The sequence below is a fragment of the Nocardioides pyridinolyticus genome (genome assembly GCF_054653575.1).
Genome location: NZ_BAAIFY010000001.1, coordinates 246,226 through 260,050, shown reverse-complemented (window position 1 = coordinate 260,050; position 13,825 = coordinate 246,226). Strand labels below are relative to the sequence as shown.

Below are 13,825 nucleotides of genomic sequence, written 5' to 3'. Positions count from 1 at the left end.
GCTCCGGTCCAGACCACTGCTGACCGTGCACGCGGGAGATCCAGGAAATATCGGTTGGACCGGAATGCGGGGCGGCCCTACGCTGTTCCCGATGAAACGAAACCGTTTCGTTTCATCCATGCGACCGACAGCCGAACTCCGAAGGATCACCGATGTCCCCCACCGAGCGCCCCCGGGTCGAGGGCGACCGCGAGCTGGAGATCCTCGAGGCGACCCTCGAGGTCCTGGCCGACGTCGGCTACGACCGGCTCACGATGGACGCCGTCGCGACGCGGGCCAAGGCCTCCAAGGCGACGCTCTACCGCCGCTGGACCAACAAGGTGAGCCTCGTCGTCGACGCACTCCAGCACAGCAAGGGTCCGACGGAGGTCCCCGACACCGGGAACCTGCGAGACGACCTGCGCGGGCTCATGTGCGCCGAGGGCGGCCTCGGCGACCCCCAGTCGATCGCCATGTTCGCCGCCGTGCTGACCGCCATCGCCCGCGACGCCGAGTTCGGCGCCGCGTTCCGGGCCCAGGTGGTCGGCCCCAAGATCGCGGCCTCACAACAGATCTGGGAGCGCGCCCGTGAGCGCGGCGAGATCCGTGAGGACGCCGACCTCGCCCTGCTCGAGCCGGCGCTCGCCGGCATCGTCCTCCACCGCGTCTTCGTCCTGGGCGAGACACCGGACGACGAGCTGATCACCCGCGTGATCGACCAGATCCTCCTGCCGGCCGCCACCCGCGCCCCGGCCCGCTCCTGACCCTCCACCAGAAGGACAACCCTGATGACCGACGTGGCCAGCGACCCGAGCACCGGCTCGGGCAAGAAGCTCCACCTGGGATGGGCCCTCGTGCTCATCTCGGTGGCGCAGCTGATGGTGGTGCTCGACGCCTCCATCGCCAACATCGCCCTCCCCTACATCGGCGAGGACCTGCACATCGACGACGCCAACCTGACGTGGATCGTCACCGGCTACGCCCTGGCCTTCGGCGGCTTCCTGCTGCTCGGCGGCCGACTCGGCGACCTGTACGGCCGGCGCCGGATCTTCATGATCGGCCTGGCGACCTTCGCGATCGCCTCACTGCTCGGCGGCTTCGCCCAGAACGAGGCCCTCCTGCTGGGCGCCCGTGGCCTCCAGGGCCTGGGTGCCGCGCTGGCCTCCCCCACCGCCCTGGCGCTGATCACGACGACGTTCCCTGCCGGCCCGGCCCGCAACCGGGCCTTCGCGGTCTACGCGATGATGTCGGGCGCGGGTGCCGCGGTGGGCCTGATCCTCGGTGGCTGGCTGACCGGTCTCGACCCGATCCTGGGCCTCGAGGGCTGGCGCTGGACCTTCCTCATCAACGTGCCGATCGGCCTGGCCGCCGCCTTCCTGGCGCCGCGCTTCCTCAACGAGTCCGAGACGCACCCGGGCTGGCTCGACGTGCCGGGCGCGATCACCGGCACGCTCGGCCTCCTCGGCCTGGTCTACGGCTTCACCCGCGCCGGTGAGGAGCAGTACGGCTGGGGCGACCCGTGGACGATCGCGTCGCTGGCCGCCGGCATCGTGCTGCTCGCGGTGTTCGCGTTCATCGAGTCCCGGGTGGAGCACCCGCTGCTGCCGATCCGGGTGTTCGCGAACCGCACCCGGGCGACCAGCTTCTTCGTGATGGCGCTGGTGCCGGCCGCGATGTTCTCGATGTTCTACTTCCTCAGCCTGTTCATCCAGCTGGTGGTGGGCTACAGCCCCCTCCACACCGGCTTCGCGTTCCTGCCGTTCTCGGTCGGCATCGTGGTCGGCGCGACGATCTCGTCGAACCTGGCGAGCCGGATCGACCCGCGCTACATCGCCGGGGTCGGCACGCTGATGGCGGCCGCGGCCCTGGTCGGGTTCTCGCTGCTCTCGGTCCCGAACTCCGCCGCGGCCGTCCTCGCGAACGGGCCCCACGTCGGCTCCGACACGAACTACTGGACGTCGATCTTCCCGTTCATCATCCTGATGTCGATCGGCATGGGCCTGACCTTCGTGCCGCTCACGCTGACGGCGGTGCACCACATCCGCGCGGAGGACTCCGGCATCGGCTCGGGCGTGCTCAACACCATGCAGCAGGTCGGCGGCGCACTCGGCCTGGCCATCCTGAGCACGGTGGCGCTGAACGCCTCCGAAGGCACCAGGGACTCGCTGTTCGGTGCGTTCGCGGGGCAGGGCGTCGACCCCGCCACGGCCGGCCAGCTCGCGTTCGTCGGCGCCTTCACCGAGGGCGCGACCGCGGCCTTCCTCGTGGGCGCCGTGCTGATCGCCGTCGGCTCGGTCGCGGTGTGGCTGTTCCTCAACGTCAAGCACGAGGAGCTCGCGACCGACGGCCCGGAGGGCGCGCCGGTCCACATCGGCTGACCCTCCTCGCGACACCCGCACACGACGGCCCCGCCGGCTCATGCCCGGCGGGGCCGTCGCGGTGTCCACCTCAGGACAGGGCGTCCTCCAGCGCCTTGATGAAGGCGGGGAGGTCGTCCGGGTTGCGGCTGGTGATGAGGTTGCCGTCGACGACGACCTCATCGTCGACCCAGGTGCCGCCCGCGTTCCGGACGTCGTCCGCGAGGCTGGGGAAGCTGGTGAGGGTGTGGTTGCGGGCCAGGCCCGCGGAGACGAGCAGCCAGGGACCGTGGCAGATCACGGCGAGCGGCAGCCTGCGCTCCATGGCGTGGCGCACCAGGTCCTGGGCACGCTCGTCGAGGCGGATCCGGTCGGCGTTGACGGTGCCGCCGGGCACCACGAGGGCGTCGATGGCCCCCGGGTCCACGTCGGCGAACGTCCCGTCGACCTCGACCTTCTGGGTCGGGTCGGTGTCGCCCTGGACCGCCTGGATGGCGTTCCCGCTGTCGGAGTAGACCTTCACCGTCGCGCCCGCGTCCCGCAGGGCGTCCCGCGGCTGGACGAGCTCGGGCTCCTCGAAGAAGTCGGTGGCGATGATGGCGACGGTCTTGCCGGAGAGGTGGCTCATGCCGCGCTGGTACCCAGCGCCGAGCGGGGCCAATCAGAGGTTGCCGGCGGTCGTCCGCAGCAGCGTCAGCGCCGTCCGCACCCACGCCGGCGTCGCGCCGGCGAGGCCGCACGACGGCGTGACCACGAGGCCGTCGGAGACCTCGGCGGGGTCCAGGCCGAGCATGTCGAGCCAGCGCAGCACCGACTCGGTGACGTGGGCGTCGGTGGGCTCGGTCGCCGGGGCGAGACCGGGGACGACGCCGAGCGCGACCGTCTCCCCCGCCTCGAGCGCCTCGGCGAGCGCGTCGTGGTCGGCGGCCGAGAGCACGGCCAGGTCGACCGACAGCCCGCGCGCACCCGCTCCCCGGAGCAGGCCGAGGGGTGTCGCCGGCGCACAGGAGTGCACCCACGGCTCGGCGCCCGCCTCGGCGATCGCTCCGAGCACCCACTCCAGCGCCTGGGACGCCTCCGGCAGGTCGACACTGCGGTGCTTGTGGAACCCGGACGCCGTCGGCACCTGACCGGCGAGCACGCCGGCCAGCGCCGGCTCGTCGACCTGCACGACCAGCCGGTCGGTGCCGGGCAGGCGGCGGCGTACGTCGGCGAGGTGGCTGCGCACGCCCTCGGCCAGCGCCTGGGCCAGCTCCCGGCGGGCGCCGCGGTCGGCGAGCACCTTGTCGCCCCGCGGCTTCTCCACGGTCGCGGCCAGCGTCCACGGGCCCGCGACCTGCACCTTGAAGGTGCCGCCACTGGTGGGCAGAGCGCCCTGGGCCTGCTCCTCCAGCGCGTCGAGGTCCTGCGCGAGCAGGCTCCGGGCCCGGCGGTGGTCGACGCCGTCGCCCCCACCGGTCAGCCGCCAGCCGGCGGGCTGGAGGTCGGCGCCGAGCTCGGCGACGACGGCCAGGCCACGACCGGTCATCGTCGCGGTCGCCCCGCGGCCCGGCACCTCGGGCAGGTGCGGCAGGTCGGGCAGCTCGCCCAGCACGACGCGCAGGGCCTCGTCGAAGCTCTCTCCCGGGTAGGACCCGACCCCGGTCGCGACGCTCATGCGCGTACTCGCTTCGCTCCGTGCGCGCATGAGGCGCACGGTCGACTGTATCGAATGATTCGCTCGCTCCGCTCGCTCATGCGGTGGCCGCGATCGTCGCGGACCCGACCACGCGGCTGCCGTCGTACAGGACGGCGGCCTGCCCCGGCGCTATGCCGTACGCCGGCGCCAGCAGCTCGATGTCGACCGACTCCCCCACGCGGACCCGCGCCGGCAGCTCCTCGCCGTGGGCCCGCAGCTGGACGGTGCCGTCCAGGGACTGCGGGACGGTGCCGCACCAGCGCGGCTCGATGCCCGTCAGCCGGTGGACCGCCAGCCGTTCGCGCGGGCCGACGGTCACGGTGCCGGAGACCGGCTCGATGTCGAGCACGAAGCGCGGCTTGCCGTCGGCGGCCGGCACCCCGAGGCGCAGCCCCCGCCGCTGGCCGATCGTGAAGGCGTAGGTGCCCTCGTGCGTCCCCACGACCGAGCCCGACTCGTCGACGATCGGGCCCCCGTGGTTGGGCGCGCGGTCGCCGAGCTTCTCGCGCAGCCAGCCGGCGTTGTCGCCGTCGGCGACGAAGCAGATGTCGTGGCTGTCCGGCTTGTCGGCGACGAGCAGCCCGCGGGCCGCCGCCTCCGCCCGCACGGACGCCTTGGTCGAGCCGCCCAGCGGGAACAGCGAGTGCCGCAGCTGCTGCTGGTCGAGCACGCCGAGCACGTAGGACTGGTCCTTGCCGTGGTCGACCGCCCGGTGCATCTCGACCAGGCCGTCGGCGCCGGTGCGCAGCTGGGCGTAGTGGCCGGTCGCGACCGCGTCGAAGCCCAGCGCGAGCGCGCGGTCCAGCACGGCCGCGAACTTGATCTTCTCGTTGCAGCGCAGGCACGGGTTCGGCGTGCGCCCGGCGGCGTACTCGTCCATGAAGTCCTCGACCACGTCCTCGTGGAAGCGGTCGCTCAGGTCCCAGACGTAGAAGGGGATCCCGATGACGTCGGCCGCACGGCGGGCGTCGTTGGCGTCCTCGATCGTGCAGCAGCCGCGGGCGCCGGAGCGGTACGACGCCGGGTTGCGCGACAGCGCGAGGTGGATGCCGGTGACGTCGTGGCCGGCCTCGGCCGCGCGCGCCGCGGCGACGGCGGAGTCGACGCCGCCGGACATGGCAGCGACGACCCTCATGCGCGCGCTGCCCTCGCGCGTTCGACGGCGGGGCCGATGGCCTCGACGACGGCGTCGACGTCGGCCTCGGTGGTGGTGTGGCCGAGCGAGAACCGGAGCGAGTGGCGCGCGGCCTCCTCGTCGCAGCCCATCGCGAGCAGCACGTGCGAGGGCTGGGGCACGCCCGCCGAGCAGGCCGAGCCGGTGGAGCACTCGATGCCGCGGGCGTCGAGCAGCATCAGCAGCGAGTCGCCCTCGCAGCCGGGGAAGCCCAGGTGCGCGTTGCCCGGCAGCCGGTCGGTCCCCGTCGAGTCCAGCGGGGCGCCGTGGAGGTGGGCGTCCGGCACCACCTCGATGACCCGGCGGACCAGGTCGTCGCGCAGCGCGGCGATCCGGGTGGCGTGCTCGGCCTGGTGCTTGACCGCGACCTCCACCGCGGCCGCGAACCCGGCGATGGCCGGGGTGTCCAGCGTGCCGCTGCGGATGTCGCGCTCCTGGCCGCCGCCGTGGATCAGCGGCGTCGCCGCCAGCTCGCGGCGCAGCACCAGCGCACCCACGCCGTACGGACCGCCGAGCTTGTGGCCGGTGAGGCTGAGCGCGTCGACGCCGGACTTGGCGAAGTCGACCGGCACGGAGCCCACGGCCTGGATGGCGTCGGTGTGCACCGGCACGCCGTGCTCGGCGGCGATCGCGACGATCTCCTCGATCGGCTGGACGGTCCCGACCTCGTTGTTGGCCCACATCACCGACACCAGCGAGACCGGACGCTCGGCCAGCAGCGTGCGGAGCTCGTCGAGGTCGACCCGGCACGCCGCGTCGACGCCGACGAAGCGCACCTCGGCCTCGCCGCCGTCCTGGAGCCAGTGCGCCGGGTCGAGCACGGCGTGGTGCTCGACGGCGGAGGTGATGAGGCGGGGGGACGGTCCGAGGTCGGCGGCGCGGGACCAGTGCAGGCCCTTGATCGCGAGGTTGTCGGCCTCCGTGCCGCCCGAGGTGAACACCACCTCGCCGGGGCGGCAGCCCAGCGCCTGGGCGATGGTCTCGCGGGACTCCTCGACGACGCGGCGGGCGTGCCGGCCGGAGGCGTGCAGCGAGCTCGCGTTGCCGACCTCGAGCAGGTGCGCGGTCATCGCCTCCACCGCCGCCGGGACCATCGGGGTGGTCGCAGCGTGGTCCAGGTAGACGGTCCGATCCTTCATCGCACCGACCAGCGTACGGCGCCGGGTCGGATCGCACCCACCCGACGCCGTACGACGTGGGTCACGTCCTCCCGTGCTGCCCGCCTTGGGACCCGGGGTGTCACTCCTTGGAGGCGACCTGGGCGACGACCGCCCGGTGGTCGCTGCCCGGGATCTCGCGGGTGTGCATGCCCAGCGCGGCCAGCCGCGGCCCGATCAGCACGTGGTCGATCTGGGTGAGGCTCGGCACGGGGATGCCCAGCACGTCCACCTGCCCGCTCGCGGGCCAGGTGGGCTGCCAGCCCTGGTTGGCGAGCTCGCCCACGTCGCGGTAGCCGTCGTCCTCGAGCGCCCGCATCGGCGCGTGGTCGGTGGTCGCGTTCAGGTCCCCGACGACGATGTCGGCGTCGTGCTCCGCGGCCGCAGCCCGGACCTTCGCCAGGTCGTCGCTCCAGATGGCGGGGTCGGTCGGCGCCCACGGGTGCGCCGCCACGACGGTGAGGTCGCCCATCGCGACCACCCACCCGCCGCGCCGGAGGTCGAGCGGCACGCCCTGCCCCAGCTCGGTGCTCGCGAACACCATGATCTCGTCGCCGCCGTAGCCGGGCGCGCCGACGCGGTACGGCAGCAGGTCGTCGAGCCCCGCCCGTTCCATGTCCGCGAGGTCGGCCTCGGTGATCTCCTGCACGACCAGCAGGTCGACGCCGTCCTCGCTGGCCATCCGCACGACCTCGATCGGGTCGCCCCGGCCGGCCGAGACGTTGGCGGTCATCACGACGACCGGCTCGGCTCCCTCGGCGGCCGGCGGGTTGGCCCCGGTCACCTGAGGGGCGCACCACCACGCGTGGACGCCGACCCCGGCGAGCGCGAGCACGAGCACCGCGGCGGCGGGCGTGCGCCACCGGCGGCGGACGGCGAGCCGCAGGGCGAGGAGCAGGGCCGCGGCGGCGTACAGCGGGAGCGCGAGCGCGGTGAACGCCTCCAGCCGGATCCAGAACCCGGTGCTGGGCTCGACCACGCGCGCGAAGGTCAGTGCGGCGGCCGGCACGAGCAGAACGAGCACGACCGCCCCGAGGACCAGCACCCGCGCACGCACGGGGAAGAACCTAGAGCAGCACGAGGTCGTCGCGGTGCACGACCTCGCGCTGGCCCGACTGCCCGAGCAGCTCCGGCAGCTCGTCGGCGTCGTAGTTGACCAGCCCGCGGGCCACCGGCGTGCCGTCGGGGGCCGCCAGGTCGACCGGGTCGCCGGCGCGGAAGGTGCCGTGGACGCCGGTGATCCCCGCCGCCAGCAGCGACGCGCGCCGCTCGACGACCGCGCGGACGGCCCCGGGGTCGAGCAGGATCGTGCCCATCGGCTCGGTCGCGTGCGCGAGCCAGAGCAGCCGGGTGGGGCGACGACGGCCGGTGGGGTGGAACAGCGTGCCGACCTGCTCCCCCGCGAGCGCCGCGCCCGCACGGTCCGCCGAGGTGAGCACGACCGGGATGCCCGCGCCGGTGGCGATCCGGGCGGCGTCGACCTTGGTCTGCATGCCGCCGGTGCCCAGGCCGGCCGCACCGGTCTTGCCGATGCGGACGTCGGTGAGCTCCTCGACCGACAGCACCTCGGGCAGCAGCGAGCTGCCGGGCTGCGAGGGGTTGGCGTCGTACAGGCCGTCGACGTCGGAGAGCAGCACCAGCAGGTCGGCGTGCACGAGGTGCGCGACCAGGGCCGCCAGCCGGTCGTTGTCGCCGAACCGGATCTCGCTGGTGGCGACGGTGTCGTTCTCGTTCACGATCGGCAGCACGCCGAGCTCGAGGAGCTTGGCGAAGGTCTGGTAGGCGTTGCGGTAGTGCGAGCGCCGGGTGACGTCGTCGGCGGTGAGCAGCACCTGGCCGGCGATCACGCCGTGCCGGGCGAGCTCCTCGGTGTAGCGGTGGACGAGGAGCCCCTGGCCGACCGACGCCGCGGCCTGCTGCGCGGCCAACGCCTTGGGCCGCTTCTTCAGGCCCAGCGGTGCGAGGCCGGCCGCGATCGCACCGGAGGACACGAGGACCACCTCGGCGCCGCCGGCGCGCAGCTTGGCGAGCACGTCGACGAGGTCGCGGACCCGCTCGGGGTCGATCCCGCCGGTGGCCGTGGTCAGGCTCGACGAGCCGACCTTCACCACGACCCGGCGGGCGCCGGTGACCTCAGTCCTGGTCATCGAACTCGTTCCAGTCGGGATCGTCGGCGGAGCCGATCTCGTACGACGTCGGCCCGGCGGCGGGCTGGTCGAGCCGGCGGGCCACGTCGGCGCGGGTCTCGTTCTCGGCGCGGTCGTCCATCGCCTCGTCGATGGCCCGGCGACGCCGGGCCGCGGGGCGGGACTCGTCGAAGCGCTGGTCCTCGCCGCGGCGGCCGAGCATCTCCGCGCCGGCGTCGATGCCGGGCTTGAAGTCGAAGACGACCGCGTTGTCGGGGTGCCCGATGAGGACGGCGTCGCCCTCCTCCGCGCCGAGCTCGACCAGCCTGGTCTCCACCCCGAGTCGGTTGAGCCGGTCGGCGAGGAAGCCGACCGCCTCGTCGTTGCTGAAGTCGGTCTGGCGCACCCAGCGCTCGGGCTTCTCACCCCGCACGCGCCAGCCCTCGCCGGTCCGCGTGACCGTGAAGGAGTCGCTGCCGTCGGCGGAGGCCGGCCGCAGCACGATCCGGGTCGCCTCGACCTCGGGCTTCGCGGCGCGCGCGGCCTCGACGATGCCGGCCATCGCGAAGGTCAGCTCGCGCAGGCCCTCGCCGGAAGCGGCCGACACCTCGAAGACCCGCAGGCCGCGCTCGCTCAGCTCGTCGACGACGAACGACGCGATGTCGCGACCGTCCGGCACGTCGACCTTGTTGAGCGCCACCAGGCGGGGGCGGTCCTCGAGCCCGCCGTACCGGCTGAGCTCGTTCTCGATCACGTCGAGGTCGTCGACCGGGTTGCGGCCCGGCTCGATGCTGGCGGTGTCGATGACGTGGACGATCGCGGCGCAGCGCTCGATGTGGCGCAGGAAGTCGTGGCCGAGGCCGCGACCCTCGCTGGCGCCCTCGATCAGGCCGGGGACGTCGGCGACGGTGAAGGTCGTGTCGCCGGCCGTGACCACGCCGAGGTTCGGGACCAGTGTCGTGAACGGGTAGTCGGCGATCTTGGGCTTGGCCCGCGAGATGGCGGCGATCAGGCTCGACTTGCCCGCGCTCGGGAAGCCCACGAGGCCGATGTCGGCGACCACCTTGAGCTCGAGGACGATCTCGAGCTCGTCGCCGGGCTCGCCGAGCAGGGCGAAGCCGGGCGCCTTGCGCTTGGCGCTGGCCAGCGCGGCGTTGCCGAGGCCACCGCGGCCGCCCTGCGCGACGACCAGCTCGGTGCCGGGGCCGACCATGTCGGCGAGCACGTTGCCCTGCGGATCGGTGACCAGCGTGCCGTCCGGGACGGGCAGCACCAGGTCGGAGCCGTGGCCGCCGTTGCGGTGGCCGCCGGCGCCGTGGCCGCCGTGCTCGGCACGGCGCTTGGGGCTGTGGTGGTAGTCGAGCAGCGTGGTGACGTCGGTGTCGACGCGGAGGATGACCGAGCCGCCGGGCCCGCCGTTGCCACCGTCCGGACCGCCGAGCGGCTTGAACTTCTCGCGGTGGACCGAGGCCACGCCGTTGCCGCCGCGCCCGGCGCTGACGTGCAGCGTCACGCGGTCGACGAAGGTGGGGACGGCCATGATGCCTACTCTCTCGGAAGTTCTCGTGAAATGCCGAACGGGCGTCCCGTTTCCGGAACGCCCGTTCTGCGGTGGATCGTGGGTGCGAGCGTCAGGTCACTCGCCCGGGAGGATGTTCACGACACGACGGCCGCGACGGGTCCCGAACTCGACCGAGCCGGCCACCAGCGCGAACAGCGTGTCGTCGCCGCCGCGGCCGACGCCGCTGCCCGGGTGGAAGTGGGTGCCCCGCTGGCGCACGATGATCTCGCCGGCGTTGACGACCTGGCCGCCGTACCGCTTCACACCGAGCCGCTGCGCGTTGGAGTCGCGGCCGTTCTTGGTGGACGCGGCGCCCTTCTTGTGTGCCATCTCTTCAGTCCTGTCCGATGCGTTGCAAACCGTGGGGGCGATCAGGAGTTGATCGCGGTGACCTTGACCTGGGTGTACTTCTGGCGGTGACCCTGGCGCTTCTTGTAGCCGGTCTTGTTCTTGTACTTCTGGATGATGATCTTCGGGCCCTTGGTGCGGCCGAGGACCTCGACGGTCACGGACGCCTTGTCGAGCTTCTTGGCGTCGGAGGTGACCTTCTCACCGTCGACGACGAGCACGACGGGGAGGTCGACCGAGTCACCGGCCGCCGCGACCTGGTCGATCTCGATGACGTCGCCCACGGCAACCTTCTGCTGCTTCGCGCCAGCGCGCACGATCGCGTACACCGCGGTCTCCTTCGTCGATTCCAAGCTGTTCAGTGTCTGGGGCGCAACGCACACGCGGCGCCGCACAGAAGGGGCGCACCCCAGGGCGCGCACCGAGGATCAATACTACGGACCTGCCGCTCCGAGAGCAAAACCGCGCTCAGCGCTTGCGGGTGCCCTTCTTCTTGATCGGGACGTGCTCCACCTGCGGGTGGTCCTCCGCTCCCGGCTCCACTCCCGGCTCCGTCTCAGCGGTCTCAGGGGTCTCAGCGGTCTCGTCGGCCGGCGGGCCGGCGGGCCGGCTCGCGCTGCGTCGCCGGGTCCGGGTCACGACCTTCGGAGGCTCGGGCGCCTCCACGACCGGCTCGGCGACGGGCTCCGGGGTCGGCTCCGGGGTCGGCTCCGGGGTCGGCTCCGGGGTCGGCTCCGGCTCGGCCTGCATGACCGGCCGGGGCGTCTCCGCGGGCTCGGCGGCCTCGGGCTGGCCGGCCGGGCGGCTGGCGCTCCGGCGACGGCTGCGGGTGCTCACCTGGGGCTTCGCGGGCTCGGCGGGCTCCGCCGGCGTCTCCACGGCCTCGGGCTCCGGCTTGGCCATGGCCGCCACGTCCTTGGGGCTCGGCGGCTTCTGCTGGTCCTTCTGCGGGTCCTTCTGGTCGTCGTTCCCGCCCCGGCCACGGCGGCCGCCGCGACGGCTGCTGCGCTTGGAGTCCTCGTCGCCGCCTCCGCCGCGCTTGGGCTCCACGGGGTGCTCGTGGACGATCAGACCGCGGCCCTGGCAGTGCTCGCAGGTCTCGCTGAACGCCTCGAGCAGGCCGGTGCCGATCCGCTTGCGGGTCATCTGCACCAGCCCGAGCGAGGTCACCTCGGCGACCTGGTGGCGGGTGCGGTCGCGGCCCAGGCACTCGACCAGGCGCCGCAGCACCAGGTCGCGGTTGGACTCCAGGACCATGTCGATGAAGTCGACGACGATGATGCCGCCGATGTCACGCAGCCGGAGCTGGCGCACGATCTCCTCGGCCGCCTCGAGGTTGTTCTTGGTGACCGTCTCCTCGAGGTTGCCGCCGGAGCCGGTGAACTTGCCGGTGTTGACGTCGACGACCGTCATCGCCTCGGTGCGGTCGATGATCAGCGAGCCGCCCGAGGGCAGCCAGACCTTGCGGTCCAGGCCCTTGGCGATCTGCTCGTCGATCCGGTACTCGGCGAACACGTCCGCCTTGCCGCCCCGGCCGTGCTCCCCCGGCTCGTAGCGCTCGAGGCGCTCCTCGAGGTCGGGCGCGACGTGCTGGACGTAGCTCTGCACGGTCTCCCAGGCGTCGTCACCCTGGATGACGAGCTTGGAGAAGTCCTCGGTGAACAGGTCGCGGACGACCTTGAGGGTGAGGTCCGGCTCGCCGTAGAGCAACTGCGGGGCGTTGCCCTTGGCCTTGCTCTCGATGTCCTCCCAGCGGGCCTTGAGCCGCTCGACGTCGCGGGTCAGCTCCTCCTCGCTGGCGCCCTCGGCCGCGGTGCGCACGATCACGCCGGCGGTGTCGGGGACGATCTCCTTGAGCAGGGCCTTGAGGCGGTTGCGCTCGGTGTCGGGCAGCTTGCGGGAGATGCCGCTGGTGGTGCCGTCGGGCACGTAGACGAGGAACCGGCCGGCCAGGCTGATCTGGCTGGTCAGGCGGGCGCCCTTGTGACCGATGGGGTCCTTGGAGACCTGCACGAGCACGGTCTGGCCCGAGGACAGCACCGACTCGATCTTGCGGGGCTGGCCGTCCTTGTGGCCCAGCGCGGACCAGTTGACCTCGCCGGCGTACAGCACCGCGTTGCGGCCCTTGCCGATGTCGATGAACGCCGCCTCCATCGAGGGCAGCACGTTCTGCACCCGCCCGAGGTAGACGTTGCCGATGAGCGAGGTCTGCGACTCGCGGGCCACGTAGTGCTCGACGAGCACGCGGTCCTCGAGGACGGCGATCTGGGTGAGGTCGTCGCGCTGGCGGATCACCATGGCGCGGTCCACGGCCTCGCGGCGGGCGAGGAACTCGGCCTCGCTCACGATCGGTGCGCGGCGGCGGCCGGCCTCGCGGCCGTCGCGCCGGCGCTGCTTCTTGGCCTCGAGGCGGGTCGAGCCGGAGATCGAGGTGATCTCGTCCTCGACGGCGCGGCGGCTGCGGACCCGGGTGACGGTGTTCTCCGGGTCGTCACCCCCGTCGCTGCCGCCGTCGTCGCCGGTACGGCGGCGGCGCCGGCGGCGGCGCGAGGAGCTGCTCTCGCCCTGGCCTTCCTCGCCGGAGGGCTCGTCGGCCGACTCCTCGTCCGAGGAGTCCTCGCCGTCGGCGGACTCGCCGCCCTCGCCACCCTCGCCGTTCGCATCGCCGCTCTTGCGCCGGCGGCGGCCACCGCGACGGCGGCGCCGACGGCCGGAGCCGGGCCCCTCCTGCTGGCCCTCGCCGTCCTCGGTGTCCTCGTCGGACTCCTCGGTGGGCTCGTCGGTGGGCTCGTCGGCGGCCGCGGGCTCCGGCTCGGGCTCGGGCTCGGCCTTCTTCTTCGTGGTCTTCTTGGCCGCCGACTTCCTGGCGGCGGTCTTCTTGGCGGCCGGCTCGTCCTCGGCGCGCTCCTCCTGAGCCGCGGCCACCTCGGCGGGGACCGCCTCGGGCGCCTCCGGGTCGGGCGTGGCCTCGGCGGTCTTGCGGGCCCGCCGGGGACGGGTGGTGACCGTCGTCTCCGGCGTCTGGAACAGCACGGCGGGCGCGCCCGGCGCGACCGGGTCGCCGTGGGGAGCCTCGCCGGCGTCCGCGGCGGGCACCTCGACGGGCGCCTCGGCCGCCTTCTTGGCGGTCGTCCGCTTCGCCGTGGTCTTCTTCGCGACCGTCTTCTTCGCCGCCGCCTTCTTGGCGGGCTTCTGGGCCGGGGCGTCGGCCTCGCCCGGCCCGGCGGGCTCGACGGGCTCGACGGGGAGGTCGAACTGCTCCTCCGGCGCGGCGGCCTTCTTGGCGGCCGCCTTCTTCGTGGTGGTCTTCTTCGCGGCGGACTTCTTGGTCGCCGCCTTCTTCGCCGCCGCCTTCTTGGCGGGCTTCTGCTCAGCGGCAGCCTCAGCGGCTTCCGTGGCAGGGGTGTCGGTTCCGGCCTGGAACTCGTCGGCCATGTGCACTCCT

The 13,825-nt window shown here is 73.2% G+C and carries 12 protein-coding genes; 2 read left to right on the top strand and 10 right to left on the bottom strand.

What is annotated here, in order from left to right:
• The first annotated feature begins 152 nt into the window (after positions 1-152).
• Positions 153-743 (top strand): TetR/AcrR family transcriptional regulator, encoded by a 591-nt coding sequence (locus ACYQ0U_RS01345; protein ID WP_459968578.1) that lies wholly within the window; start codon positions 153-155, stop codon positions 741-743.
• Positions 744-767: 24 nt separating this feature from the next.
• Complete coding sequence (locus ACYQ0U_RS01340; RefSeq protein ID WP_459968577.1) at positions 768-2,357, top strand: MFS transporter; 1,590 nt, start codon at positions 768-770, stop codon at positions 2,355-2,357.
• Positions 2,358-2,427: 70 nt separating this feature from the next.
• Here ACYQ0U_RS01340 and ACYQ0U_RS01335 read toward each other — a convergent pair whose 3' ends face one another.
• From ACYQ0U_RS01335 to ACYQ0U_RS01290, 10 genes are all read right to left on the bottom strand, one after another.
• Positions 2,428-2,964 carry a type 1 glutamine amidotransferase domain-containing protein gene (locus ACYQ0U_RS01335; protein WP_459968576.1) on the bottom strand — a complete coding sequence of 179 codons (537 nt, stop codon included), beginning with the start codon at positions 2,962-2,964 and terminating at the stop codon, positions 2,428-2,430.
• 33 nt (positions 2,965-2,997) lie between these two features.
• Positions 2,998-3,993, bottom strand: coding sequence for a uroporphyrinogen decarboxylase/cobalamine-independent methonine synthase family protein (locus ACYQ0U_RS01330; RefSeq protein WP_459968575.1), 996 nt, complete (start codon positions 3,991-3,993; stop codon positions 2,998-3,000).
• Positions 3,994-4,069: 76 nt separating this feature from the next.
• Positions 4,070-5,149 (bottom strand): tRNA 2-thiouridine(34) synthase MnmA, encoded by a 1,080-nt coding sequence (gene mnmA / locus ACYQ0U_RS01325; protein WP_459968574.1) that lies wholly within the window; start codon positions 5,147-5,149, stop codon positions 4,070-4,072.
• Positions 5,146-6,327 (bottom strand): cysteine desulfurase family protein, encoded by a 1,182-nt coding sequence (locus tag ACYQ0U_RS01320; RefSeq protein WP_459968572.1) that lies wholly within the window; start codon positions 6,325-6,327, stop codon positions 5,146-5,148. The genes mnmA and ACYQ0U_RS01320 overlap by 4 nt, the downstream gene beginning before the upstream one ends.
• 100 nt (positions 6,328-6,427) lie before the next feature.
• The gene (locus ACYQ0U_RS01315; RefSeq protein WP_459968570.1) at positions 6,428-7,402 is read right to left on the bottom strand and encodes an endonuclease/exonuclease/phosphatase family protein; all 975 of its coding nucleotides are present in this window, start codon (positions 7,400-7,402) and stop codon (positions 6,428-6,430) included.
• 10 nt (positions 7,403-7,412) lie between these two features.
• Complete coding sequence (gene proB / locus ACYQ0U_RS01310) at positions 7,413-8,492, bottom strand: glutamate 5-kinase (protein WP_459968568.1); 1,080 nt, start codon at positions 8,490-8,492, stop codon at positions 7,413-7,415.
• The gene (obgE, locus tag ACYQ0U_RS01305; protein WP_459968566.1) at positions 8,479-10,011 is read right to left on the bottom strand and encodes a GTPase ObgE; all 1,533 of its coding nucleotides are present in this window, start codon (positions 10,009-10,011) and stop codon (positions 8,479-8,481) included. Before obgE ends, proB begins: the two co-directional genes overlap by 14 nt.
• Positions 10,012-10,107: 96 nt before the next feature.
• Positions 10,108-10,362, bottom strand: coding sequence for a 50S ribosomal protein L27 (rpmA, locus tag ACYQ0U_RS01300; RefSeq protein WP_459968564.1), 255 nt, complete (start codon positions 10,360-10,362; stop codon positions 10,108-10,110).
• Positions 10,363-10,403: 41 nt separating this feature from the next.
• Entirely contained in the window at positions 10,404-10,709 is a 306-nt protein-coding gene (gene rplU, locus ACYQ0U_RS01295) for a 50S ribosomal protein L21 (protein WP_459968856.1), read from the bottom strand.
• A gap of 139 nt (positions 10,710-10,848) precedes the next feature.
• Positions 10,849-13,815: an Rne/Rng family ribonuclease gene (locus ACYQ0U_RS01290; protein ID WP_459968562.1), complete on the bottom strand. Its 2,967-nt coding sequence runs from the start codon at positions 13,813-13,815 to the stop codon at positions 10,849-10,851.
• Between the last annotated feature and the right edge of the window lie 10 nt (positions 13,816-13,825).

Bases quoted from the DNA above. Each gene is read 5' to 3' on its own strand.
- ACYQ0U_RS01345 (WP_459968578.1), top strand. From the start codon at position 153: ATGTCCCCCACCGAGCGCCCCCGGGTCGAGGGCGACCGCGAGCTGGAG.
- ACYQ0U_RS01340 (WP_459968577.1), top strand. From the start codon at position 768: ATGACCGACGTGGCCAGCGACCCGAGCACCGGCTCGGGCAAGAAGCTC.
- ACYQ0U_RS01335 (WP_459968576.1), bottom strand. From the start codon at position 2,964: ATGAGCCACCTCTCCGGCAAGACCGTCGCCATCATCGCCACCGACTTC.
- ACYQ0U_RS01330 (WP_459968575.1), bottom strand. From the start codon at position 3,993: ATGAGCGTCGCGACCGGGGTCGGGTCCTACCCGGGAGAGAGCTTCGAC.
- mnmA (WP_459968574.1), bottom strand. From the start codon at position 5,149: ATGAGGGTCGTCGCTGCCATGTCCGGCGGCGTCGACTCCGCCGTCGCC.
- ACYQ0U_RS01320 (WP_459968572.1), bottom strand. From the start codon at position 6,327: ATGAAGGATCGGACCGTCTACCTGGACCACGCTGCGACCACCCCGATG.
- proB (WP_459968568.1), bottom strand. From the start codon at position 8,492: ATGACCAGGACTGAGGTCACCGGCGCCCGCCGGGTCGTGGTGAAGGTC.
- obgE (WP_459968566.1), bottom strand. From the start codon at position 10,011: ATGGCCGTCCCCACCTTCGTCGACCGCGTGACGCTGCACGTCAGCGCC.
- rpmA (WP_459968564.1), bottom strand. From the start codon at position 10,362: ATGGCACACAAGAAGGGCGCCGCGTCCACCAAGAACGGCCGCGACTCC.
- ACYQ0U_RS01290 (WP_459968562.1), bottom strand. From the start codon at position 13,815: ATGGCCGACGAGTTCCAGGCCGGAACCGACACCCCTGCCACGGAAGCC.